Source organism: Veillonella sp. CHU740, assembly GCF_003992055.1.
Classification (GTDB): Bacteria; Bacillota; Negativicutes; order Veillonellales; family Veillonellaceae; genus F0422.
This window is the reverse complement of sequence record NZ_RQVD01000002.1, coordinates 32,975-56,440: the sequence shown is the minus strand read 5'-3', so window position 1 is coordinate 56,440 and position 23,466 is coordinate 32,975. Positions and strand designations below refer to the sequence as shown.

Sequence of the window (23,466 nt, the reverse complement as noted above, 5' to 3'; positions counted from 1 at the left end):
TATGATACAAATATATTTTGTGCGACATGGAGAAACTGATTGGAACCATATTGGTAAACATCAAGGTTTCAGTGATATTCCATTAAATGAAAAAGGGCTATCCCAAGCGATTGATGTGGGAGATGCTTTGCGTGATGTTCATTTTGACAGAGCCATTGTATCTGACTTAATTAGAGCTAGAGTGACAGCAGAAGAGATTTTAAAAGGCCGCTATATTACAACTACATTTACAGAAGATATGCGAGAAATTTGTTTTGGTGAATGGGAAGGGCTAACATATTCTGAAATTAATGAACGTTGGCCTGGACAAATTGAAGCTATTTATGAGGATCCCGCAGAAAAAGAAATTCCTCAAGGAGAGACTGTAGAGATGGTGCAAAAACGTGCGTATGCTCGTTTACTCAAAGAGCTATCAATGATGGAGGATGGGCAACGATTAGTTGTGGTCTGTCATGGAGGTACCATTCGTACTTTATTATGTGCATTGACAGGGATTCCTTTGAATTGTTTGTGGAGGTTAGCCCAAGGGAATACGGCTGTTAGTGTCGTTGATTTCTGGGGCGATGCATCACCTTACAATCGAATTGTTGTGTTAAATGATACATCCCATACTCATGTGAGAGAAGGTGGTTACGGTGAGGATTGATAAATTTTTAGCTCATAAAGCTTTCGGTACTCGAAAAGAAGTACATGATTTAATAAAACAGGGTTTTGTGAAAGTAAATGATACTATCATTAAGAAAAAAGATATGCACATCAACCCTGATGTCGATGTTGTTACTGTTCAAGATCAAGTTGTGCAAGCTCAACTGGAATATTATATTAAATTTCATAAACCAACGGGATATGTAACAGCCGTGGAAGATACAACCGACCCTACGATTATGGAACTGCTACCTGAGGAGTTTCAAACTTTAAAAGTATTCCCTGTAGGTCGTCTGGACAAGGATACAGAAGGATTGCTTCTTTTGACGAATGATGGTCCATGGGCTCATAAAATTATCCACGGTAAAAAGAATATCGGAAAAACGTATTATGTTGAATATAGTGGCAATCTATCTGAGGATGGTGTCAATCGGATACGAGAAGGTATGGTCCTAGGTGATGGTACAGAATGTAAGCCAGCTCAAATCACTTTACATGAAGATGAAGGTGTATTGAATGAGCAGGGAGACATGATTCACTCTTGTGAACTGACAATCTACGAAGGTAAGTATCACCAAGTCAAACGTATGATTGGTGCTTGTAGTGGTACAGTGACCTACTTACAACGGACTCATATTGATACAATTACTTTAGATTCCATAGAAGAAGTTGGTATGTATGTAGATTTGACAGACAAAGAAAAAAGTATTGTTTAATCGAATCTATTCAATTTGTCATAACTATACATTCTATGGTATCATTAGTTGATGCTGATTAAGGAGGCGATACTGTGAATGGATTAGTCACTTTGCAAGCATTCTTACAAAATGAAAAGTATGATGGTGCCATTTTAACAAGTCCTGTTAATTTGCATTATTTTGCAGGATTTACAGGAACCACAGCAGTGGCATTTATAGGGCCTAAATCTGCGTATATTTTGACGGATAGTCGATATACAGAGCAAGCTAAATCTGAGTGCGAAGGCTATGAGGTCATTCAATATACAAAAGATGTGTATGAAACTATCAAGGACCTTGTGAATGATTCAGGTGCTGCATTACAAACTTGTTGCTTTGAAGGTAGTATTATGAGTGTCGATGTATTTCAACAGCTTTGTGATACATTAGATGACACTGAGTTTTTATCCCTAAACTTTGCTACTCTACGAGCTATAAAGCGCGAAGATGAACTTGCGTCTTTGCGAGAAGCATTCCGTATCGGGGATGAAGCATTTGCTGCGATGCTCCCACAATTACGAGTAGGCATGACAGAAAATGAAGCGCGCATTATATTAGAGTCAGAGATGTTGCAACGGGGTTCTCGAGAACCATCTTTTGCTACGATTGTGGCATCCGGATATCGATCGAGTATGCCTCACGGCGTAGCTAGTGATAAAGTGATGGAACGTGGTGATTTTGTTACTTTTGATTTTGGCGCTATGTATAATGGATATCACTCAGATATGACCAGAACTATCGTCTTGGGTAAGGCAACGGATTTTCAAAAGAAATTATATAGTATTGTTCTAGAAGCTCAAATGCGAGGTGTGGCTGGCATAAAAGCTGGTGTATCTGGTAAAGATATAGATACCATCTGTAGAGAGTATATTCAAGAGCAAGGCTATGGATCATATTTTGGTCATGGTACAGGACATGGTGTAGGATTGGATATTCATGAATTACCTGTGGCTTCACCTAGATCAAATGATATATTGGCATCTAATATGGTTGTCACTGTAGAACCGGGAATTTACCTTCCTGGGGAGATGGGACTTCGCATAGAAGATACAGTTATTGTAACTGAGGAGGGATGTGAAATACTGTCACAAACTCCTAAGGAATTAATAGAACTAGATGTGTAATGGAGGGATTTACAATGATTTCCAGTAATGATTTTCGTCCAGGCGTAACTGTCGAACTAGATGGTAATGTATGGCAAGTAGTTGACTTTCAACACGTAAAACCAGGTAAAGGTGCTGCATTCGTACGTGCTAAATTGAAAAACCTACAAACAGGTGCTGTTGTAGAACGTACTTTTAATGCTGGTGAAAAAGTGCCAAAAGCTCATGTTGATCGTCGTCGTATGGCGTACTTATATGAGTCTGATGGGGCTTATACGTTCATGGACAATGAAACATATGACCAAATTGAATTGACAATTGACCAATTAGGTGATGCTAAAAACTTCTTGTTAGAAAATATGGAAGTGTCCATAATGTTCTTCCAAGGCATTGTCATCGGTATCGACTTACCTGTAGCTGTTGAGTTACGTGTAGTTGAAACTGACCCTGGTATCCGTGGTGATACTGCAACTGGTGGTAATAAACCTGCTACATTAGAAACAGGTTATGTTGTAAAAGTACCTTTATTCATCGAAGTAGACGATGTATTACGTGTAGATACACGTACTGGACAATATATTGAACGTGCTTAAACCACAGATTTGATCTTTTAACAATTAGTATAGTATTGTAATTAAAAGCATTTGTTGGCCTGTGGTGGGACGACAAATGCTTTTTTTGGTAAATATATGGAAGATAATCGTTTTTTTGAAGGAATTATACAGTTCGATTCATCTGTGTATGAGATGATTGCTGCCATGACAACACTAGAGTCAAAAGGAGTAGCAGGCATGCGTACTACATTTGGTGATACTGTTGGCAATTTATTCGGCAGAAAAAATGCCATGGATGGTGTTAACATCCAGACCTTAGAAGATGGATCATTGCAGATTGAACTTCATATAGCTGTTCATTATGGATATCGGATTCCAGATATAGCGTTGCGGCTACAAGATAGAGTTAAATCTGCTCTCGTTTCAATGACCGATGTAACAGTGACAAGTGTCGATATTTATGTAGAAGATATTGTATTTGAAGGTACAGTATCTTAGAGGTGATTATGTCAGATCAGTTACAAATTGAAATTACAGATGCTGTTATTTTAGATGTAACAGCAAGAGTGTTGTCATCATTTGATGAAATACATTCGATGAGTAAACGATTCTTTGATGGAGTTGTAGATGGACTTTCACAGAAGTTTGGTCAAAAACGATGGCCGGGTATGAATGTGAAGCATAAAAAAGATAGTCATGGAGAATCGTTTATTGAAATCAATTTATATATCCGCTTATATTATGGATGCCATGTATTAGAGGTGGCAAAAGAAATACAACAACAAATTCGACAAGATTTAAGAAATATGTTGGATTTATATCGTGTACGTGTAGATGTACACATTGATGGATTAGAGAGAAAGGAAGTAAGCGATGAACTATCGTAGATTAGCGAGAGCATTTGCTTTTCAAACAATATACGCACAATCATTCCACACAGAAGGTATGCAAGAAGGAATGGAATCAACACTAAAAGGAGATGCTAAACAATTTGCTGAGCAAATTATTGCAGGAGTATGTGAGGAACAAGATATATTAGATGAGGCCTTGCAAGAGTTCTCCCCAAAACGAAAGATGGAACGGTTCCCTAAAGTAGAATTGACGATTTTACGTATGGCTGCATGGGAATTATTACACCCACAAGCAGATACTCCAGCTAATATTGTGATTAATGAAGCTGTCTTATTGGCGAAAGACTTTGGGGGAGAAAATTCTTATAAATATATTAATGCTATTCTTCATAATTTAGCGAAGTCGAGACAATAATATGGCCTATTATTTAGGAATTGATACGAGCTGTTATACAACATCCTGCGCTATCGTTGATGAAGATGGAAGACTGGTTCAAGAGGTACGAAAACTATTAGAAGTACCGGTCGGAAAACGGGGATTACAACAGTCGCAGATGGTATTCCAACATACCAGAGCATTAAGTACTTTACTTGAATCATTACAGCTAGACCAACCTATAGCAGCAATTGGTGTAAGTGGATTTCCAAGAAGAGAAGAAAATTCCTATATGCCAGCCTTTCTTGTAGGGCTTAATGTAGCTAAATCGCTAGGTCATTGTATGCAGATTCCGGTGCATGTATTTTCTCACCAAGAAAATCATATTTGGGCTGCTTTACGAGAAATTGGTGAAGTTCCAGATGGACCTTTCCTCAGTTTACATCTATCGGGTGGAACTACAGAGTTTGTGATCTGTGAACGAATCAAAGGGAGTGGATTTCAAACTACATTGGTTGGAACTAGTGATGATATTGCAGCAGGACAATTAGTAGACAGACTTGGAGTATTAATGGGGTTACCATTTCCGGCAGGTCCTACCATGGAAAAATTAGCTAGGAAGACAAAATATCAAACAGATTCTGTGTTACCTATTGCTGTGCAAGGAGCTACCATTAGTTTTGGTGGACCTTATAGTGCAGGGCAACGTTGGTGGGAATCATTAGAGCATCCCCATATTGACTGGACAAATCCTAGTGCATTGCAAGATGAAGTAGAGGCTCAAACATTAGCAGCTTCTGTATTTCATTGCATAGGAGATTCATTGGAAAAAGCATTAACTTATATACTTAAACATCATTCACTAACTACTTTGGTAACCGCTGGAGGAGTAATGGCCAATACGTATTTGCAAAAACGTTTAGTTCATTGGGGCCATCATCATAACCTTGATGTACTATGTGTATCACCTAAATATAGCGCAGATAATGCATCTGGTAATGCCTATGGTGCTATGATAATTGAAGGAGACAGCTAATGGAAGCCTATTCAGTAGGAGAACTAAATGACATCATAAAAAGAACCGTAGAAGGAGAATTTCTTTTAAAGAATTGTATTGTTGAAGGCGTAATATCGAATTTAAAAAAGCATTATTCTACAGGGCATTATTATTTTTCTTTGATTGATGATACGGGATCTATTGATATGGCTTTATGGCGTGGAAAAGCGCAACAACGAGGCTTAGTAGATACGTTAGAAAATGGAGTATTAGTTCAAGTTCGTGGGAATGTAAGCTACTATTCAAAAACAGGCCGGATTAGTGTTATCTGTGAAGATATAAAAGTAGGTACAAAAAGTAGCTACCAAATTGCCTATGAAAAGCTTAAACAAGAACTATTAGCGTTAGGATATTTTGATGAAAAATATAAGAAGCCATTACCACCTTTACCGAGTTGTATAGGTGTTGTTACTTCTGCATCTGGTGCCGTCATACATGATATTTTACATGTAGCGAAACAAAGAAACCCTCTAGTATCGTTTAAGGTCTTTAATGTTCCCGTACAAGGAGATAGTGCTGGCCCTATCATAGCTAAAGGGATAGCGTTGGCTGATGCGGATCCTGATGTGGATCTTATTATTGTAGGTCGCGGTGGTGGATCTATGGAAGACTTGTGGTGTTTCAATGATAGAACACTTGTGGAATCCATATTTCATTGTCATACACCTGTTGTATCTGCTGTAGGACATGAAGTAGATTATACATTATGTGACTTTGTCTCTGACAAACGTGGTGCTACGCCAAGTCACGCCGCAGAATTGTCTATCTACCCATTAGATGAGCTACGGGAAGAAGTAGCACAGAAACTTGATTTTATCGAAAATACCATTCGTTATCGCATTCAGAAAGAACGGCAGTTATTATTCTCGATTAGTAATCGTAGTATTACTATGCCAGCATTAACTCTATTGCATCAGCAAAATACTATATTACAAAAGTTTGAACATAGGCTACATAGTCAGATGCAAAAGAGACTGCAAGAAGAGAATAGTCGATTAGGCATGCTTGCTACACAATTAGAGGGGAAAAACCCTCTTTCAAAGGTAGTAAAAGGGTTTGCAAAAGTTGATGTACATAACGAACCTTTACAGTCGATCCAACATGTACATATAGGAGATACCATAGAGGTACATATACAAGATGGATCGATAAAAGCGACGGTACAGGAGGTAATAGAACGTGGCTAAATCAATTAAAAGTTATGAAAAAAAATATACAGCTTTAGAAGAGTTAGTTCAAAAATTAGATGATGATTCTTTGTCTATGCATGAATTATTAGACACCTATAAAAAAGGTTTGACATTAGTAAAAGAATGCTCCGATCTATTGAATGTTGTAGAGGAAGAAGTACAACAAATTATAGAAACTGTACAAGTTGATATGAAATAGGCGACAAAGCAGAAATTTTTAGGTATAATAGATACAGAATAATTATACAAACTGTATTACCTTTCAAAATGACGAGGATACGATGTTAAAAGAATACTTACAAGCTAGTAAAGCAGAGATAGAAGCATATTTATCTACTTTATTAGAATCACCTAATAGAGAATATGCACGTCTATATGAAAGCATGAAATACAGCCTACTAATGGGAGGCAAACGAATTAGACCCATTATAACAAAGGCTGTTATAGAAGCTCTGGGAGGAAGTTGGGAGTCCTACAAAGATGTGATTTGTGCCATAGAATTGATACACACCTATTCGTTAATTCATGATGATCTTCCAGCTATGGATAATGATGATTTTCGTCGTGGAAAGCCAACAAATCACCGCGTCTACGGAGATGGTATGGCTGTATTGGCTGGTGATGGACTATTAACATATGCATTTGAGTTAGTGTCAAATCATTCCAGCTTGCGCCCAGATCAAGTGGTGTCAATCATACGATCATTGGCAAAAGGCGCTGGACCTAGCGGCATGGTAGGAGGACAATCTTTTGATTTAGAATCGGAAGGAAAATGTTTACCACTCGAAGAACTTGTTGTCTTACATAAGGGAAAAACAGGCGCTTTATTTAGTACAGCCGTTGAAATTGGTTTGATTGTGATGGATGCAAATTCTCACATAGCAACATCATATTTACAGTACGCGGATTATTTAGGTTTATTATTCCAAATTACTGATGATATTTTAGATGTTGTGGGCACACAAGAAGAACTAGGTAAAACACCAGGTAGTGATGAGCGACAACATAAAGCAACCTATGTCTCTATTCTTGGTTTAGAAGAAGCAAGGGCTAGAGCATCGGAAGTGGCAAGTAAAGCAAAAGCTGAGTTAGAAGCATCTAATCAATATTCTCCTGTATTAGAAGGCTTAATTCAGTATCTAATGGACCGCACACAATAGGAGAGTAGCATGAGTCAAAAAGAACGCCTTGATGTAATACTAGTACAAAGAGGTTTATTTGAAAGCCGAGAAAAAGCCAAAGCAGCTATTATGGCAGGACTTATCTTTTCAGGTACACAACGCTTAGATAAGGCGGGTACTAAAGTAGATGTAGGTATGTCCTTAGAAGTGAAAGGAAATACCCTCAAATACGTTAGTCGCGGCGGTTTAAAACTAGAAAAAGCATTAGAACTATATCCTATTGACTTAACAAATGCAGTGATGGTTGACATAGGTGCGTCTACAGGTGGTTTTACAGACTGTGCACTACAGAATGGTGCCGTAAAAGTATTTGCTATTGATGTAGGATATAATCAATTAGCATGGAAATTGCGTCAAGATTCGCGTGTTATCAACATGGAAAAACAAAATATACGCACTGTCACACCTGTTCAGTTAGGAGAATTAAGTGATTTTATTTCCATTGATGTTGCTTTTATTTCGTTAGATAAAGTCTTGCCTGTGGCCACTACGCTATTAAAGGATACAGGTTCTTTAGTGGCTTTGATTAAACCACAATTTGAAGCTGGCCGAGAACTTGTTGGAAAAGGTGGTATCGTTCGAGAAAAATCGACTCACGAACTGGTACTTCATCGCATATTGGAAGTAGCACACAACTGTGGACTGTATTTACATGGCTTAACATATTCTCCTATTAAGGGAATGGAAGGCAATATTGAGTTTTTAGGATACTTTACAAAACAATCAGAAGGATCAGTGGAAGTGACTAGTGATTTAATTACATCAATAGTCAATGAAGCCCATCAATTATAGGAGGATCTATGAGAATCGGTTTCTTTCCTAATATGAAAAAAGAGAATATTCGAGATATATTATCGAAAGCAATCACCTATTGTCATGATCATGGCATAGAAGTGTATATGCCAAAGGAATTAGAACATCATGATGTTTGTCAGTTGGGAATACAAAGGGAGCATTTATTACCTAGACCAGATATATTTGAACACTTAGATATGGCCTTCAGTTTTGGTGGAGATGGCACAATTATTCAATTAGCACGTCAAATATACCCATACAATGTTCCTATTTGTGGGATTAATTTAGGTGAACTTGGTTTTTTAAATCAAATAGAACTAGAAAGTTTAGAAAGCTCCATTGCTAGGATTAGTAAGGGAGACTATTATGTGGAAGATAGAATACATCTAGTAGCTACTTTGCAAACAGCAGAAGGGGATCGTATTTTACGACCTATTATTAATGATATTGTCGTGTCTAGAGCAGAACCGGGTAAAATGGCTCGTATCAATCTGTCCATCAATGGAGGTCATACACAAATGTATCCTGCAGATGGGTTAATAGTATCATCATCGACAGGTTCTACTGGGTATAATCTATCTGCTGGTGGACCAATTATGGCTCCCGATAATCGTTCGATTATTGTAACGCCGATTGCACCGCACTTATTGCAAGGCGTATCTCTCGTGTTAAAAGAAAGTGCAAAGATAGATATTACTATGCCAGAAAGGCAAAAGTCGTTGCATATCTCTATCGATGGAACCTTTGATTATGATTTTAATAATACCGATTCACTACATGTAGAGGCGCATCCGCAATACTGTAAATATGTACGGTTTAAAGATCAAAAATTCTTTGCTACTTTATTTAAAAAGTTAAATGCCCGTTCCAAGGAGGTAGTATGATTCCTCTACATCATAGTGTAGAGTTTCAACATCATCTTTGGGATGATGTGTTACCTCAAGCTAACATAGTGGTAGATCTAACATGTGGTAATGGTCATGATACTTTGTATTTGCTGCAGCATAGTCATTCAAAGGCAAGGATATACGCTATAGATGTGCAGAAAGAAGCTATTCAATCCACTATGGAGCGATTGCGAGAAAAGGCGCCTGAAACATATCACCAAGTATGTGTATTACAAGGGTCACATGATACAATCTTAGAGACCTATCCTATTTCTAATATTGACCTTATAGTAGCTAATTTAGGCTACTTACCAAATGGAAATCATTCCATTATGACTCATGAGGATACAACAATACGAGCTATTGCCATTGGATTACAGAAGCTTTCAGTACATGGATTATGCACTATAGTGGCATACCCAGGAACAGAACAAGGATACAGGGAATCGAAAGCCGTAGAAGCTTACTTATCAAGTATTGATCAGACAGTATATCACTGTAGTACTTGGCATCCCATTAATCAAAAACATAATCCGCCTATTTTATATATTATTCGTCGGAGGAAATGATGAAACGATATCGCTATAACAAGATTAAAGAGATTATTCAAACAAAAGCTATTGAAACACAAGAAGAATTAGCACAAGCATTAGTTGAAGAAGGCATTACTGTAACACAAGCTACTGTATCTCGTGATATTAAAGAACTTATGTTAATTAAAGTTCCTACAGGGGATGGGCACTATCGTTATGCATTGTCACCAGAAGAGAACATTATGCTATCTAGAACACGTATCAATCGATTGTTCCAAGATTCTATTTTAAGAATCGATCACGTGCTAAACCAAATTATTTTACATACATTACCTGGATCTGCACAATCTGTTGCCTTTGCTATTGACCATGCTAAATGGCAAGAATTGCTAGGAACGATTGCCGGGGATGATACTATTTTATTATTATGTAGATCCGTTGAAAGTGTTGAATTAGTACTAGAACGTATTCAAGAATTGATGAGGGATTAATATGTTATTGCGGATGGGGATTAAGAATTTTGCCCTCATTGAGCACATGCACTTGGAGTTTAAAAAAGGGATCACTATTTTTACTGGTGAAACAGGGTCGGGTAAATCCATCCTAATGGATGCCTTTTCTATCTTATTAGGAGAGCGTGCTAGTAGTGATTTTATACGCCATGAAAAAGAATCCTTTTTAATTGAAGGTGTCTTTGATATCTCGGATGATACACAACTGCAAGATGTATTAGCTTCTAAAAATATAGTATTAGAAGATGATCTGTTGATTTTATCACGTACCTTCAATCGAAATGGGAAGTCTATCATTTTGGCGAATGATCAAGTCATTCCATTAAAAGCATTACGTGAAATTGGCATGTATTTGGCAGATATTCACGGACAATATAATAATCAACAATTGTTGTTGCCTGATACGCATCATGTATATTTAGACTCTTACAATAGGGAAGCTGTAACAACCTATGATTCTTACGTAAAGGATTATGAGGCATATGCTTCTGCGAAACGAACCTTAGAAAAGCTGAGAAACGACTCTGCTCAACGAGCTAGAGAATTAGATATGTTACGCTTTCAAATTGATGAAATTGAAGAAGCCCAATTACAAATCAATGAAGATATTTCTGTATCCGAAGAACTGGAACGATTAGATAACTTTGAGCATTTACAATCCACAATTTCTAGTTGTTATGATGGGATCTATGGTGGCAGAAATCCTATTATAGATGGATTGAATACAGTTATGAGTGAAGTATCTGATTTAACTAAATATGATAAAGATATGGAGGATATTGCAGAATTATTGCGTTCTGCTTACTATCAATTAGAAGAGGCGGGCCAAGCTTTGGACCGCTATAGAGACTCCATTAATTATGATGAAGAACGTTACTTCTATCTTCAAGAGCGTGATACATTAATATATAAGTTGAAACGTAAATATGGAGAAAGTATAGAAGAGATTCTTAGCTATGAAGAGAAGGCTCAATTGCGTTTAGAAGAACTAGAATCTTACCAAGATGAGGAATCATCCCTTGTACAGAATCTAGAAACTTTAGAAAGAGCGGCCATAGAATCGTTGCATGCATTGTCTACAGTGCGGAAAAACAATCACAAAGAAATAACCGATGCTTTACAAACAAGCTTAGCTAAATTAGGAATGGAAAAAGCAAAGCTAGAGTTCGCTATAGAAGGAACTGATAGATTAACACCGCTAGGTGCTAGTCGTATTGAATTATTATTTTCTGCCAATACAGGAGAAGCTTTGTTACCTCTTCACAAGGTAGCTTCTGGGGGGGAATTAGCTCGTATAGCACTGGCATTTAAGTCAGTTTTCAACATGGCTACGAATAAAACATTAGTATTTGATGAAATTGATGTAGGCATTAGTGGTGATGTGGCATTACAAGTAGCAAAACAAATCTTACAGTTGAGTACAGATAATCAAGTGTTCTGTATTACCCACTTACCACAAACGGCTAGTGTTGCAAAACAACATTATCATCTTCAAAAAGAAGAGCAAGAGGGGCGTACTATTTCTAAAGTATCTATACTTTCAGAAGAAGAACATGTTATGCAAATAGCAAATATGATGTCAGGTCAATCTTTCTCAGAGACAGCACTGCAAACAGCTAGAGAAATGATTACATATTTTCAAAAAGAACAATGATATAGGAGAATAATATGCGTGTTTTAGTGAATGGAGCAGCAGGAAAAATGGGACGTGAAGTCCTAAAGGCTGTTCATAATGATGTAGAGTTAACATTAGTTGGTGGAGTAGATCCTACACATGGTGGTAAGGATGTTAGTGAATTTATTGGGTCTCAACCTTTACATATCAAACTCTATTCTTCCTTACAAGAAGGTATTGACGCAACAAAACCGGATGTGATCGTAGATTTTACTACACCAGCAATCATCTTTGAAAATGCCAAAACAATGTTATCCCAAGGTATTCATGTTGTGATTGGTACAACTGGCCTAAGTGCTGAACAGAGAGCAGAACTTGATAGTATTGGTAGAGCCAAGAGCGCAAATTGTTTGGTAGCTCCTAACTTTTCACTAGGTGCTGTTATGATGATGAAGACAGCGGCTGAATTGGCACCTTATTTTCCAGATGTAGAGATTATCGAATTACATCATAACCATAAATATGATGCACCTTCTGGCACAGCAGTGTTAACAGCAAAATTAATTAATGATGCTAAAACGAAAGCAAATGTAAAGTCTTCCGAAGATTTAACACGTGAAAGTTTACCTGGTGCTCGTGGTGCAAAAGTTGATGATGTGACTATACATAGCGTACGATTACCAGGTTATGTAGCACATCAAGAAGTTATTTTTGGAGGCTATGATGAAACATTAATAATCCGTCATGATTCATTAAGTCGATTATCTTTTATGCCAGGTGTTGTACTGGCATGCAAAAAAATTAAGAGTTATCCAGGATTAACATACGGATTAGAACATTATTTATAAAATTTAGAACTATAGAGACATATATATGATTGGTTTATGATGGATAGTATTATGAATTATTTTATGTATGTTGATAGAAAAAGGCTAGTCTAAGTCACAATTCTATATTCTATATAATTCTTGCTAAACCTATGCTTAAATAGTATAATACTTAGTAATTATATGATTAATGTTAGGAGATATATATGAAAAAACCTCATCTTGCTATATTAGGTGCTACTGGAGCAGTAGGCCAAGAATTTATTACTTTAATTGAAGAACGTAACTTTCCTTATGAAAGCCTAAAATTATTAGCCTCTTCTCGTTCTGCAGGAACAGTATTGACTGTGAATGGTACAGACTATGTTGTGGAAGAAGCAAAACCAGAATCATTTGATGGTGTAGATATTGCCTTGTTTGCTGGTGGATCTATTTCTAAAACATTAGCACCAGAAGCAGCAAAGCGTGGTGCCATTGTAATTGATAACTCCAGTGCATTCCGTATGGATCCAGAGGTACCTTTAGTAGTGCCAGAAGTTAACCCAGACGATATTGATACACATAAAGGCATCATTGCCAATCCAAATTGTTCTACTATCATCATGGCGTTAGGTTTGAAACCATTGCATGACTTATCTCCTATCAAGCGTGTCATTGTTAGTACTTACCAAGCAGTGTCCGGCGCTGGTAAAGAAGGTATTGAAGAACTTGATTCCCAAGTTGCACAACATGTAGCAGGCGAAGAAATGAAAGCTAATTTATTACCAACAGGCTCTATGGATAAACATTATCCTATCGCATTTAATTTGATTCCTCAAATCGATATATTCCTCGATAATGACTACTCCAAAGAGGAGATGAAGATGGTATTGGAAACACAAAAGATTCTTCATGATGATACAATTGCTGTTGTACCGACTACAGTTCGTGTACCGGTATATCGTTCTCATTCTGAATCTGTACTTGTGGAAACGGAATCTCCAGTATCTGTAAAGGACTTTAAAGCGGCATGTCATGCATTCCCTGGATTACGTGTTAATGATAATCCACAAGCACAAGAGTATCCTATGCCTTTATACACATCTAATCAAAATGATTGTGAAATTGGTCGAATTCGTAAAGATCTATTTAATGATAAAGGCATGAATTTCTGGATTGTGGGAGATCAAATCCGCAAGGGTGCTGCGTTAAATGCATTACAAATTGCTGAATATTTAGTAGAACATCAATCTTTTTAATTATTTATATTGGGGGTGCAGTGATGACAACATTTGGTAATGTCTTAACAGCAATGATCACTCCTTTTACTGACGATGGCCATGTGAACTTTAATGAAGCACTACGCTTAGCTGGTTATTTATTAGATCATGGTTCCGATGGACTCATCGTATGCGGTACTACAGGTGAAGGTCCTAATATTGAGGACAGAGATAAATTAGAACTTTTTACGTTAATTGCTAAAGAGTATGGTCATAGAGCTACTATTATTGCTAATACAGGAAGTAATTCTACAAAAAAATCAGTTGCTTTAACTCGTGCTGCTACTCATACAGGAGTAGACGCTGTAATGGCAGTCGTTCCATATTATAATAAACCAAATCAAGAGGGATGTTATTTGCATTTTAAAGAGATTGCAAATAGTACGAATTTACCGGTTATGTTATATAATGTACCTGGCCGTACAGGTGGTCGTGTTGAACCTAAGACAGTGGCACGATTAGTCGAATCTTGTTCAAATATTGTTTCTATTAAAGAAGCCTCTGGGGATATACAGATTACGCAACAAATTCGTGAGTTGATTCCTTCCAAAGATTTTATGATTTATTCTGGTGATGATGCCTTGACGTTAGATGTGATCCAACATGGAGGTGAAGGTGTTGTTTCTGTGTCCTCCCATATCGTTGGAGATGAAATGCAACGAATGATAACCTTGTTTAAGAATGGGAATATCAAAGAGGCGAGAGATATAGAACTCTCTCTTGTTCCTATCCTGAAGGCCATGTTTATCACTACAAATCCTATTCCTGTAAAATATGCGATGAAACAACTTGGGTTTGCGACAGGTCCATTATTATTACCTTTATGTAACCCATCGCCTGAGGAAGCAGAAATTATAAATGTGGCATTAGAACCATATGTAAAATAAACAAAAGATAGTAGATAGAATGGTATCTACTATCTTTTCTTATATATATGAAAGAGGGATACTCATGAAAGAATTAATTATAGGCTCTGAAAAAAACTTAAATGGTAATAAATACCTAATATTATGTCACTTTATGATATAATAAAATTATATTGTATTCCTATGGAAGGAGGATATTTATGCTAGTATTATCTGGTATTGTAGTAATGATTTTAGGCTTAGCCTTTCGATTTAATGCACTCTTAGTTATTTTAGTAGCAGGCATTATCACGGGCTTAGCTGGAGGTATTGGTGTGCGTGATACGATTGCAGCCATTGGTAAAGCTTTCGTAACAAACCGTTATATGTCTTTATTCATATTAATTTTACCTGTAGTAGGTATTATGGAGCGTCATGGGTTGCGTGAACGTGCAGAATATTTAATAGGTAAGATTAACGCAGCAACAGCGGGCCGTATTTGTATGCTCTATATGTTGATCCGTCAAATCACAGTTGCTTTAGGAATTACATTGGCGGGTATGCCTGCTTTTGTACGACCTTTAATTGCGCCTATGGCAGAAGCAGCTGCGTTGCATGGTAAGGAAGCACCTCAAGAAGTATTAGATGAAATACGTGCTATGGCAGCATCTTCTGATAATATTGGTAACTTCTTTGGGCAAAATATGTTTATTGCCGCAGGTGGACTTCTATTAATTAAAGGTGTTATGGACCAAGCGGGTATACCAGTAGAGTTAGGGGATATGGTGATATATTGTATTCCTACTGCTATAATTGCCTATATTTTTGCATCGATCCGATATATTCTATTCGATAATAGAGTGAAAGCTTTATTAGCGAAACATTCTGCGCATTAATAGGAGGTACAATAATGGAATTATTTGGCTTACCTGCATTGGAATTAATATATATTTTAACAGGTATTATTTTAATTATCGTTTCAGTATTATCTTTTATGGATACAACGAATTCTAAGCGATTTGGGACAGGATTATTCTGGCTAATCTACGGCATAAGTTTTATTTTTGGTAAATATATCCCGGATGAAATTAATGGGTGGATGGTTATCGCCTTAGCTGTTATTGTAGCTACAAAACAATTAGGTAAAGGTACCTATAACGAATCTTCTATGGAGATGAAACAGTCTGAATCTAAACGGATTGGTAATGCTATATTTGTACCAGCTTTATTAGTTGGTGTTGTCACATTTATCATTGGTATCTTTACAAAATTAGGTGCTTTGGTAGGGTTAGGTATTGCTGCTATAGCAGCATTATTATTAGCATTTGGATTGACGCGCGTATCTATTCATCAAGGCTTTAACGAAGGTCGACGTTTAATTGATGCCATTGGCTGGACTGCTATCTTATCTCAATTATTAGCCGCATTGGGATACGTTTTTGGGCTTGCTGGTGTAGGGCAAGTCATTGCATCAGGCATTTCTAGTATTATTCCTGTTGATAATATATTTGCAGTAGTAGCAACATATTGTTTAGGCATGGCAATTTTTACTATTGTTATGGGTAACGCTTTTGCTGCCTTTGCTATGATGACTACAGGTATTGGTATTCCTATGCTAATTCAAATGCATGGGGCAAATCCTGCTTATATCGGACCTATTGCTATGTTAGCAGGCTATTGTGGCACACTAGTAACACCAATGGCAGCAAACTTTAATATTGTGCCTACTGCATTATTAGAAATGAAAGATCAATATGGTGTTATTAAAGCACAATGGCCAGTTGCTATGGCATTACTTGTAGTTAATATTTTGATTATGTATTATTTAGTAATTGCTTAATTAAAGGAGTCATACTATGAAAACAATATTAGTTACAGGGTTTGACCCATTTGGAGGGGAACCTATTAATCCAGCTTGGGAAGCAGTAAAAGAACTAAATGGATATGAAAGTAATGGATATACAGTAGTCACTAAAATGATTCCTACTGTGCGTTATGATAGTGTTGATACTGTTCGTGAAGCCATTCAAGAATGTAACCCTGAAGCAATACTACTGGTAGGCCAAGCTGGTGGACGACCAGATATTACTGTAGAACGTGTTGCTATCAATGTAGATGATTTTCGCATTCCTGATAATAAAGGAAATCAACCAAAAGATGAGATTATTGTAGAAGGTGGTAATCCAGCCTATTTTGCTACATTACCTATTAAACATATGGTAAGTGGATTACAACATGCAGGGATTCCAGCTAGTATTTCAAATACAGCCGGTACTTTTGTATGTAATCATATCTTTTATGGTGTAGCTCATGAAGTACATGACAAAGGCATTCGCTGTGGTTTTGTACACATTCCATATTTACCATCACAGGTAGTCACTAAACCTGGACAACCTAGTATGTCAAAAGAAGTTGTGGTTCAAGGCTTACAGTGCATGGTAGATACTATTGCAACAGGTAAAGAGTATGAAGTAGTATTGCCGAAAGATTATGTAAAACCACATGATTAACCATTAATACGAAAAAAGCAGTCCCTATATAGTGGGACTGCTTTTATTTGTTTTTGATTTATTATAATATCTATAGTATTTAAATGCATTAAATATGATCTCGAATAAGACCAATCACTCGTCCTTCAATAACGCAGTTTCGTGTAATGATAGGTTCAAAATCTTCATTTTCAGGCATTAAACGAATATGATCAGATTCTTTGTAAAATCGTTTTACAGTAGCTTCATCATCAATGCGAGCAACAACAATATCACCATTATTAGCAGTAGATTGATTTCTAACTATCAACAAATCGCCTTCATACATGCCGATATCACGCATGGATTCACCACGAACTCGTAATAAAAAACATTCGGAACTGCCAAGTAGAGCAGTAGGCAATACAAATTCGTCTTCTCGATTTTCAATAGCCGTTACAGGAAGTCCGGCTTGTACGGTACCAATTAGTGGAACACGACGTAAACCGGCTTCTAAAAAGTTAAATTCTGCACTAGATGTAACCTCATTAGTTTCTTGGTCGACCTCTAGCTGGGGAACTTCAGGCATATTTACAACTGTTATAGATCTATTTTTATTTGCATCTCTAGTAATATAACCAAATTTTTCTAGCGTATTTAGGTGACTTTGTACAGTGGAAGTAGAGCTCAATCCTACATGATCACCAATTTCACGAACACTTGGACAACGATAGCGTTGTTGTAAGCTTTCAATAATAAAATCTAAAATTCTTTGTTGTTTGCTATTTATATCAGTAGCGGGACGTCTCAAAGGAAAAACCTCACATTCTAATCGATTATTCGTACATATAATATAGTTCTATTATAAAATCAATAGTTAGAATTGTCAAATATGCGTTCGAAAAATTATTCTTGACCGAACATTTGTGTGTGTGCTACAATATGACTACAAACAAACAGATGTACTATATTTTATGTTCGATTAAAGTATTAGAGAGGTAATATATATGAAACAACTAGTATCTATGTTAGCAATTGTAGTAATGATCTTTGTAGGGAATGCTATTATATCTAAAACTACCATGGAGTTAGATACAAAAAATATACAAACAGTACAAGTTAATGCTGGTGACAGTTTATGGACTATTTCTAAAAAAGTATTAGCCGACACAGAAGACATTGATATTCGTGATTTTATAGAAACCGTAGAAGACTTAAATCACTTAGAAAATCGAAAAACATTACGCCCTGGTGAAACATTAAAAGTTCCTACGTTAAGAGAAAGAAATATGTTCGGTTTTATAACTGCTTGGGCAAATAACTAATATATACTATGTATATGTTCGATATATTAGAGAAAGATATATATTGAATGATAGAATAAAAGACTGCATATCTTATGTCACAATCATAGGGATATGTAGTCTTTTTTATACTTATTATTATATTTTGGAACAGGAAATAGTATGTTTAGTATATGTAAGAATTAATATGGTTTACTTTTTTATAGAGTCCTAGTATGTATCATATAAACTTATGATAGATTTTGGTTCTAGTTACGATTGAATATAGACGAAATAGGGTTATCCACGAATTTATTGGCTTCATTAATATAGCGTCGAACCATATTGACACTATGGTGTCGTGTTTGTTTCATAATATTACGTTCTTCTACACCATAATGAGCTGCTGTAGTAGCAAAACCATGACGTAAACTATGAGCCCCGTATAAGGATGGATCTTCACCAATGGCTGCCATATAGTTTTTTACAATCTCTGCAATACTTTTATCACTGATTGCTGTTTTGCGTAAGCTCATACTTTTTGTAAATCCCCGAAAAATAGGACCTGTTGTAATAGGAACAAAACGTAACCATGCTTTTACGGCTCTTACGGCGCATAATGCTTCATTATCTATATAAGGTATTGCTACAATAGCACCGTGACCTTCTTGGTCAGCTTTTGAACTGGATACGAAGATTTCTAGACCTTGTGGCAAAAACTTTAAAGATTCTACAGTTAATGCCGATAATTCACTACGGCGAAAGGCTCCCATAAAACCTAATAATAATATAGCTTTATCACGGAGCTTTTGTATAGGTGCTATATCGGAAGTTTCCATATAGTCTATGATATCCATAAGATCATCTAGTAGCACAGGTGTTTTACCTTGCTGATATGTCCCTAAAGAACGACGAATACCTCGCATGGCTTGTTTAACGATAGGAGCGCTACAAGGGTTACTTTCAATACCAGAAGCATTAAAATTTTCAGATAAAGCGCTAATACGACGTGAGATGGTATTAGCCTTAGCATAATCAGCTAAATCATTAATATAATTGACAATAATTTCTGGTGAACTAGGAAAAAAGGATTCCTGTTTATGTTGACACCAATCCACAAAATCCATCCAATCAGATTCGTAAGCATCCACAGTATTTTCTGCCTTAGATAATAGAATACTAGTCTTAGCCTTATCGCTAAGCTTGGAGTTGTTCATGATCTCTTTATAATTACGTAAATAGAAGTGTGTATTAGATTGACTCATAAAGGCCTCAAATGTGCTATATAGAGATGTTAGTACTTATATAGCTATTTTAAACTAAAAAATTACTTCCGATAATATATCGTTATCGGAAGTAATTATATCATAGGCCAAAACAAATGGCAAATATGTTGTTTTATAAGCTTTTTAAGAACTCTTTCAATACATTCCAAGTAGTAACAAAACTTTCTAACTCCATACGTTCTGTAGGCGCATGTAAGTCATGAATGTTTGGCCCAATATTAATAGCATCTACAGGGCCTTGTAAATTATCTAACATGTAGCCAACTTCAAGACCTGCATGGATTACATTGAACTGCAAGTCTGTAGTGCCTGTCACAGATTCATATGCCTTTTGATAGGTTTGTTGTAATGGACTATCAAATGTTGGTAGCCAGCCTGGATACGGGCTTTCAAGGGACGTCGTAGCACCATGAATTTCTGCCAATTGCGCTAACCTTTTATAATGAGCCTCTAGATTCTTAGTATCTGTACTGCGTACTTGCATTTTAAGGTATACAGCACCATCCGCCATACCCAAAACACCAATATTATTAGAGAACCATACTTCATTTGGATTCTCAGGAGCATGTTGTAACACGCCTTGTTCAATTCCTTGAATAAGAGCACATAGTTTTTGTATAGTGTCACTGCTAAAAGCTCGTTCCATGGTGATAGCATCTAAATCTAATTCCACTAAATCTTCACGATTTACTTTAGGGACAACAGATAAAGATATTGTCATACTTTCACCAGCCGATGCATAGTGTGCATTCCACTTGTCTTGTTCCTCTTGTAAAAGAACTTGCACATATGGTACATCTTGTAAATGTAGATACACATCAGCATAAGCACGCAATGGGATTGCATTAGGCGCACTGCCACCGCTTACTTCTGTAATACGGATATTGTGTTCTCCAGTGATACGTTCTAACACCTTACATAGAATGTAAATGGCATTACCCCGCCCTAAATGGATATCACAACCAGAATGACCACCTTTTAATCCTTCAATCGTGATTCTGCGCTTTGTCATTTCATTATTCACAGATACTTGTGCAATAGGCAATTTTACGGTAGATCCATGACCGCCAGCACTGCCAATTGTCACTTCATTCATAGATTCCCCATCCATATTGATGAGACGTTTCCCACTTAAATGGCTATAATCAAGGGTTTTCACACCTTTGAAAGTAGTTTCTTCTTCTACAGTGAATACTACCTCTAACGGAGGATGTGGAATCATTGTAGATGCTAAGATAGCCATGCCATATGCTACAGCAAATCCATCATCTGCCCCTAACGTAGTCCCATTGGCATGTAAGATACCATCCTCTACATGCAAAGCGATAGGGCTGTTAATAAAGTCATGCTCTACGGACTCTAATTTCGTGCACACCATGTCCATATGACCTTGCAGAATCACTGGTTCATGTGATTCATACCCCTCTGTACCGGCTTTTTTTATGATTAGATTATACTGCTCATCTTGGAATACATCTAAGCCTAAGTTTAGAGCCCAGTCTTTAATATAATTGGAAATAGCTTGTTCATGCCCAGACTTTCTAGGGATATTAGCAATTTCTTGAAAGTAATGCAGAATATTATCTACATTATATTGATTCATAATAGTTTGTTCTATTGACACTTGTTCCTCCTAGATTAGTCAATATTTGGCCAACCTAATTCCTTACCGCCTAATAAATGAGCATGTAAATGGAATACAGTTTGACCTGCTTTGGCGCCCGTATTTAATGTTAAGCGATATCCATCAGCGGCAAGACCTAATTCTTTTGCAACCAATTTAGCGAATGGTAAGATACCTTCCACATAGGCTTCATTATTTTCGTTTAAATGAGCAATGTTAGATACATGGTTTTTAGGAATGATCAACACATGCACTGGCGCTACTGGAGCAATATCATGGAATGCTAAGAATTTGTCATTTTCTAATACAACCTTAGCTGGAATTTCTTTATTAATAATTTTACAAAATAGGCAATCTTCTTTCATGGGAATCCCCTTTCTCATATACTGTATGATACTTATATACTATATGTTTACTATATCAAATATTTTCTATATGGTCTATGATTTCTTTCTAAAAATATTAATAGTTTCACCTTCAAACGGTTTCCAATAATCCCACCCATTAGATGATGAACCTCGTACTAAATTAGCTCTAAATCTCTACTAACACCACATCGCTATGTACTTCTGTTACAATTCCACTCACAATATCCCCAACGCTGAATATATGCTCTTGTTTAGGTATTTTACTATGAACATATTCATTAGTTAGTCCATAATAGTAAAAGTCATCGCTTTGTTCGATGAGAACCTTCACTGGTTGGTTAAGGAAACGGTTGGCATAGGCTTTAAAACCTTCCTTGCCAAGTTGATTTAATAAGGCTACACGTGTTTTTTTCACGGCTTCTGGCACTTGGTCTTCCATCTTAGCAGCTGGCGTGCCTTCTCGAATGGAATATGGGAAAGCGTGGATATGCGTAAAACCAACTTCTTTCACTGTACGCATGGTTTCCTCGAATAATTCGTCTGTTTCCCCTGGAAATCCGGCGATAATATCTGTCGTGATGGATAAATTAGGAATCCGACTACGTAAATACTTCACTAAATCTTTGTATTGTTGCAAATTATAGTGACGGTTCATGGATTTCAATACTGGATCAGACCCTGCTTGTAATGGTAAATGTAAGTTAGGGCATACACGAGGATTGGTTGCCATTAACTCGATTAATTCTTCCGATACTTCCACAGACTCAATAGAACCAAAACGAATGCGTTCTAAGCCATCAATGGTCAATAATTCACGCACAACACGGCCTAAGGTTGGTCGCTCAGGTAATTCAATTCCGTAGTTACCAAGATGTATTCCTGTGAGGACAACCTCTTTATACCCATAAGCAACCAGGCGCTTTGCTTCTTCCACAATGTCTTCAATTTTTCTAGACTTTAATTTTCCTCGTGTATAAGGAATGATACAGAAGGAACAGAAATTATTACACCCTTCTTGTATCTTCATGAAAGCCCGACATTTTTCAATTTCATTGCCAAATAAAGGCATTTCTTCAAAGGTAGACTCTTCCATCACATTACGAACGATGGAAATCTGTTCTTCTGTAGATGGAATATTTTCTACTAATTCTACAATTTTATTTCGATTTGCCGTACCGATCACAAGGTTGACCCCATCGATAGCAGAAATCACTTCTGGCGCCAATTGAGCATAACATCCTGTTACCACGATGAACGCTTCTGGGTTACGGCGTTTTGCTTGTCGAATTAATTGGCGTGATTTTTTCTCTCCCATGTTTGTTACGGAACATGTATTAATCACGTAAATAGAGGCTTCTTCATCAAAGCCAACAGGAGTATACCCTGCTTTTATAAATAAACCTTTCATGGCATCTGTATCATATTGATTCACACGACACCCTAAGGTAGTAAATGCAACTGTCTTCATGA

General features: G+C 36.7%; 28 protein-coding genes. 23 read left to right on the top strand and 5 right to left on the bottom strand.

The window, feature by feature from the left end; all coding sequences use genetic code 11:
• Position 1: 1 nt before the first annotated feature.
• From EO115_RS01625 to pcp, 22 genes are all read left to right on the top strand, one after another.
• Positions 2-646: a histidine phosphatase family protein gene (locus tag EO115_RS01625; RefSeq protein ID WP_126937252.1), complete on the top strand. Its 645-nt coding sequence runs from the start codon at positions 2-4 to the stop codon at positions 644-646.
• Positions 636-1,361 (top strand): pseudouridine synthase, encoded by a 726-nt coding sequence (locus tag EO115_RS01620; RefSeq protein WP_126937251.1) that lies wholly within the window; start codon positions 636-638, stop codon positions 1,359-1,361. Before EO115_RS01625 ends, EO115_RS01620 begins: the two co-directional genes overlap by 11 nt.
• Before the next feature lie 74 nt (positions 1,362-1,435).
• A complete protein-coding gene (locus EO115_RS01615) occupies positions 1,436-2,506 on the top strand; it encodes a Xaa-Pro peptidase family protein (protein ID WP_126937250.1) in 1,071 nt (356 codons plus the stop codon).
• 14 nt (positions 2,507-2,520) lie between these two features.
• Positions 2,521-3,078, top strand: a complete 558-nt coding sequence (gene efp / locus EO115_RS01610) for an elongation factor P (RefSeq protein ID WP_126937372.1) — start codon at positions 2,521-2,523, stop codon at positions 3,076-3,078.
• A gap of 96 nt (positions 3,079-3,174) precedes the next feature.
• The gene (locus EO115_RS01605) at positions 3,175-3,537 is read left to right on the top strand and encodes an Asp23/Gls24 family envelope stress response protein (RefSeq protein WP_126937249.1); all 363 of its coding nucleotides are present in this window, start codon (positions 3,175-3,177) and stop codon (positions 3,535-3,537) included.
• A gap of 8 nt (positions 3,538-3,545) precedes the next feature.
• A complete protein-coding gene (locus EO115_RS01600; RefSeq protein WP_126937248.1) occupies positions 3,546-3,926 on the top strand; it encodes an Asp23/Gls24 family envelope stress response protein in 381 nt (126 codons plus the stop codon).
• The gene (gene nusB, locus EO115_RS01595) at positions 3,913-4,305 is read left to right on the top strand and encodes a transcription antitermination factor NusB (RefSeq protein WP_126937247.1); all 393 of its coding nucleotides are present in this window, start codon (positions 3,913-3,915) and stop codon (positions 4,303-4,305) included. Before EO115_RS01600 ends, nusB begins: the two co-directional genes overlap by 14 nt.
• A gap of 1 nt (position 4,306) precedes the next feature.
• Positions 4,307-5,302 carry a metallohydrolase gene (locus EO115_RS01590; protein WP_126937246.1) on the top strand — a complete coding sequence of 332 codons (996 nt, stop codon included), beginning with the start codon at positions 4,307-4,309 and terminating at the stop codon, positions 5,300-5,302.
• The gene (xseA, locus tag EO115_RS01585; RefSeq protein WP_126937245.1) at positions 5,302-6,510 is read left to right on the top strand and encodes an exodeoxyribonuclease VII large subunit; all 1,209 of its coding nucleotides are present in this window, start codon (positions 5,302-5,304) and stop codon (positions 6,508-6,510) included. Before EO115_RS01590 ends, xseA begins: the two co-directional genes overlap by 1 nt.
• On the top strand, positions 6,503-6,712 hold the full coding sequence (xseB, locus tag EO115_RS01580; RefSeq protein ID WP_126937244.1) for an exodeoxyribonuclease VII small subunit: 210 nt from the start codon (positions 6,503-6,505) through the stop codon (positions 6,710-6,712). The genes xseA and xseB overlap by 8 nt, the downstream gene beginning before the upstream one ends.
• A gap of 82 nt (positions 6,713-6,794) precedes the next feature.
• Positions 6,795-7,673 (top strand): polyprenyl synthetase family protein, encoded by an 879-nt coding sequence (locus EO115_RS01575; RefSeq protein ID WP_126937243.1) that lies wholly within the window; start codon positions 6,795-6,797, stop codon positions 7,671-7,673.
• A 9-nt stretch (positions 7,674-7,682) separates the two neighbouring features.
• Positions 7,683-8,486 (top strand): TlyA family RNA methyltransferase, encoded by an 804-nt coding sequence (locus EO115_RS01570; RefSeq protein ID WP_126937242.1) that lies wholly within the window; start codon positions 7,683-7,685, stop codon positions 8,484-8,486.
• Positions 8,487-8,494: 8 nt separating this feature from the next.
• Positions 8,495-9,373, top strand: coding sequence for an NAD(+)/NADH kinase (locus tag EO115_RS01565; protein ID WP_126937241.1), 879 nt, complete (start codon positions 8,495-8,497; stop codon positions 9,371-9,373).
• Positions 9,370-9,945 (top strand): class I SAM-dependent methyltransferase, encoded by a 576-nt coding sequence (locus EO115_RS01560; protein ID WP_126937240.1) that lies wholly within the window; start codon positions 9,370-9,372, stop codon positions 9,943-9,945. Before EO115_RS01565 ends, EO115_RS01560 begins: the two co-directional genes overlap by 4 nt.
• Positions 9,945-10,400, top strand: coding sequence for an arginine repressor (gene argR / locus EO115_RS01555; RefSeq protein WP_126937371.1), 456 nt, complete (start codon positions 9,945-9,947; stop codon positions 10,398-10,400). Before EO115_RS01560 ends, argR begins: the two co-directional genes overlap by 1 nt.
• Position 10,401: 1 nt before the next feature.
• Entirely contained in the window at positions 10,402-12,075 is a 1,674-nt protein-coding gene (gene recN / locus EO115_RS01550; RefSeq protein WP_126937239.1) for a DNA repair protein RecN, read from the top strand.
• Between the two features lie 14 nt (positions 12,076-12,089).
• Positions 12,090-12,884, top strand: a complete 795-nt coding sequence (gene dapB, locus EO115_RS01545; RefSeq protein WP_126937238.1) for a 4-hydroxy-tetrahydrodipicolinate reductase — start codon at positions 12,090-12,092, stop codon at positions 12,882-12,884.
• Positions 12,885-13,069: 185 nt separating this feature from the next.
• Positions 13,070-14,101, top strand: a complete 1,032-nt coding sequence (locus EO115_RS01540; protein ID WP_126937237.1) for an aspartate-semialdehyde dehydrogenase — start codon at positions 13,070-13,072, stop codon at positions 14,099-14,101.
• Between the two features lie 23 nt (positions 14,102-14,124).
• The gene (gene dapA / locus EO115_RS01535; protein WP_126937236.1) at positions 14,125-15,009 is read left to right on the top strand and encodes a 4-hydroxy-tetrahydrodipicolinate synthase; all 885 of its coding nucleotides are present in this window, start codon (positions 14,125-14,127) and stop codon (positions 15,007-15,009) included.
• Between the two features lie 179 nt (positions 15,010-15,188).
• A complete protein-coding gene (locus EO115_RS01530; RefSeq protein WP_126937235.1) occupies positions 15,189-15,863 on the top strand; it encodes a DUF969 domain-containing protein in 675 nt (224 codons plus the stop codon).
• Between the two features lie 14 nt (positions 15,864-15,877).
• On the top strand, positions 15,878-16,807 hold the full coding sequence (locus tag EO115_RS01525; RefSeq protein ID WP_126937234.1) for a DUF979 domain-containing protein: 930 nt from the start codon (positions 15,878-15,880) through the stop codon (positions 16,805-16,807).
• Positions 16,808-16,823: 16 nt separating this feature from the next.
• A complete protein-coding gene (pcp, locus tag EO115_RS01520; RefSeq protein ID WP_126937233.1) occupies positions 16,824-17,477 on the top strand; it encodes a pyroglutamyl-peptidase I in 654 nt (217 codons plus the stop codon).
• A gap of 88 nt (positions 17,478-17,565) precedes the next feature.
• Here the strand turns inward: pcp and lexA are convergent, their stop codons facing one another.
• Positions 17,566-18,246 (bottom strand): transcriptional repressor LexA, encoded by a 681-nt coding sequence (gene lexA / locus EO115_RS01515; RefSeq protein WP_126937232.1) that lies wholly within the window; start codon positions 18,244-18,246, stop codon positions 17,566-17,568.
• A gap of 196 nt (positions 18,247-18,442) precedes the next feature.
• Here lexA and EO115_RS01510 point away from each other — a divergent pair, with 196 nt between their 5' ends.
• A complete protein-coding gene (locus EO115_RS01510) occupies positions 18,443-18,760 on the top strand; it encodes a LysM peptidoglycan-binding domain-containing protein (RefSeq protein ID WP_126937231.1) in 318 nt (105 codons plus the stop codon).
• A 227-nt stretch (positions 18,761-18,987) separates the two neighbouring features.
• On the opposite strand, the gene EO115_RS01505 is transcribed toward EO115_RS01510, so the two are convergent.
• The 4 genes from EO115_RS01505 to mtaB all read right to left on the bottom strand — a co-directional run bounded on the left by EO115_RS01505 (position 18,988) and on the right by mtaB (position 23,464).
• Positions 18,988-19,983: a site-specific integrase gene (locus EO115_RS01505; RefSeq protein ID WP_126937230.1), complete on the bottom strand. Its 996-nt coding sequence runs from the start codon at positions 19,981-19,983 to the stop codon at positions 18,988-18,990.
• Between the two features lie 133 nt (positions 19,984-20,116).
• Entirely contained in the window at positions 20,117-21,628 is a 1,512-nt protein-coding gene (gene pepD / locus EO115_RS01500; protein WP_126937229.1) for a beta-Ala-His dipeptidase, read from the bottom strand.
• A gap of 14 nt (positions 21,629-21,642) precedes the next feature.
• Entirely contained in the window at positions 21,643-21,993 is a 351-nt protein-coding gene (locus tag EO115_RS01495) for a histidine triad nucleotide-binding protein (protein ID WP_009352788.1), read from the bottom strand.
• 169 nt (positions 21,994-22,162) lie between these two features.
• Positions 22,163-23,464, bottom strand: a complete 1,302-nt coding sequence (gene mtaB, locus EO115_RS01490) for a tRNA (N(6)-L-threonylcarbamoyladenosine(37)-C(2))-methylthiotransferase MtaB (RefSeq protein ID WP_126937228.1) — start codon at positions 23,462-23,464, stop codon at positions 22,163-22,165.
• Between the last annotated feature and the right edge of the window lie 2 nt (positions 23,465-23,466).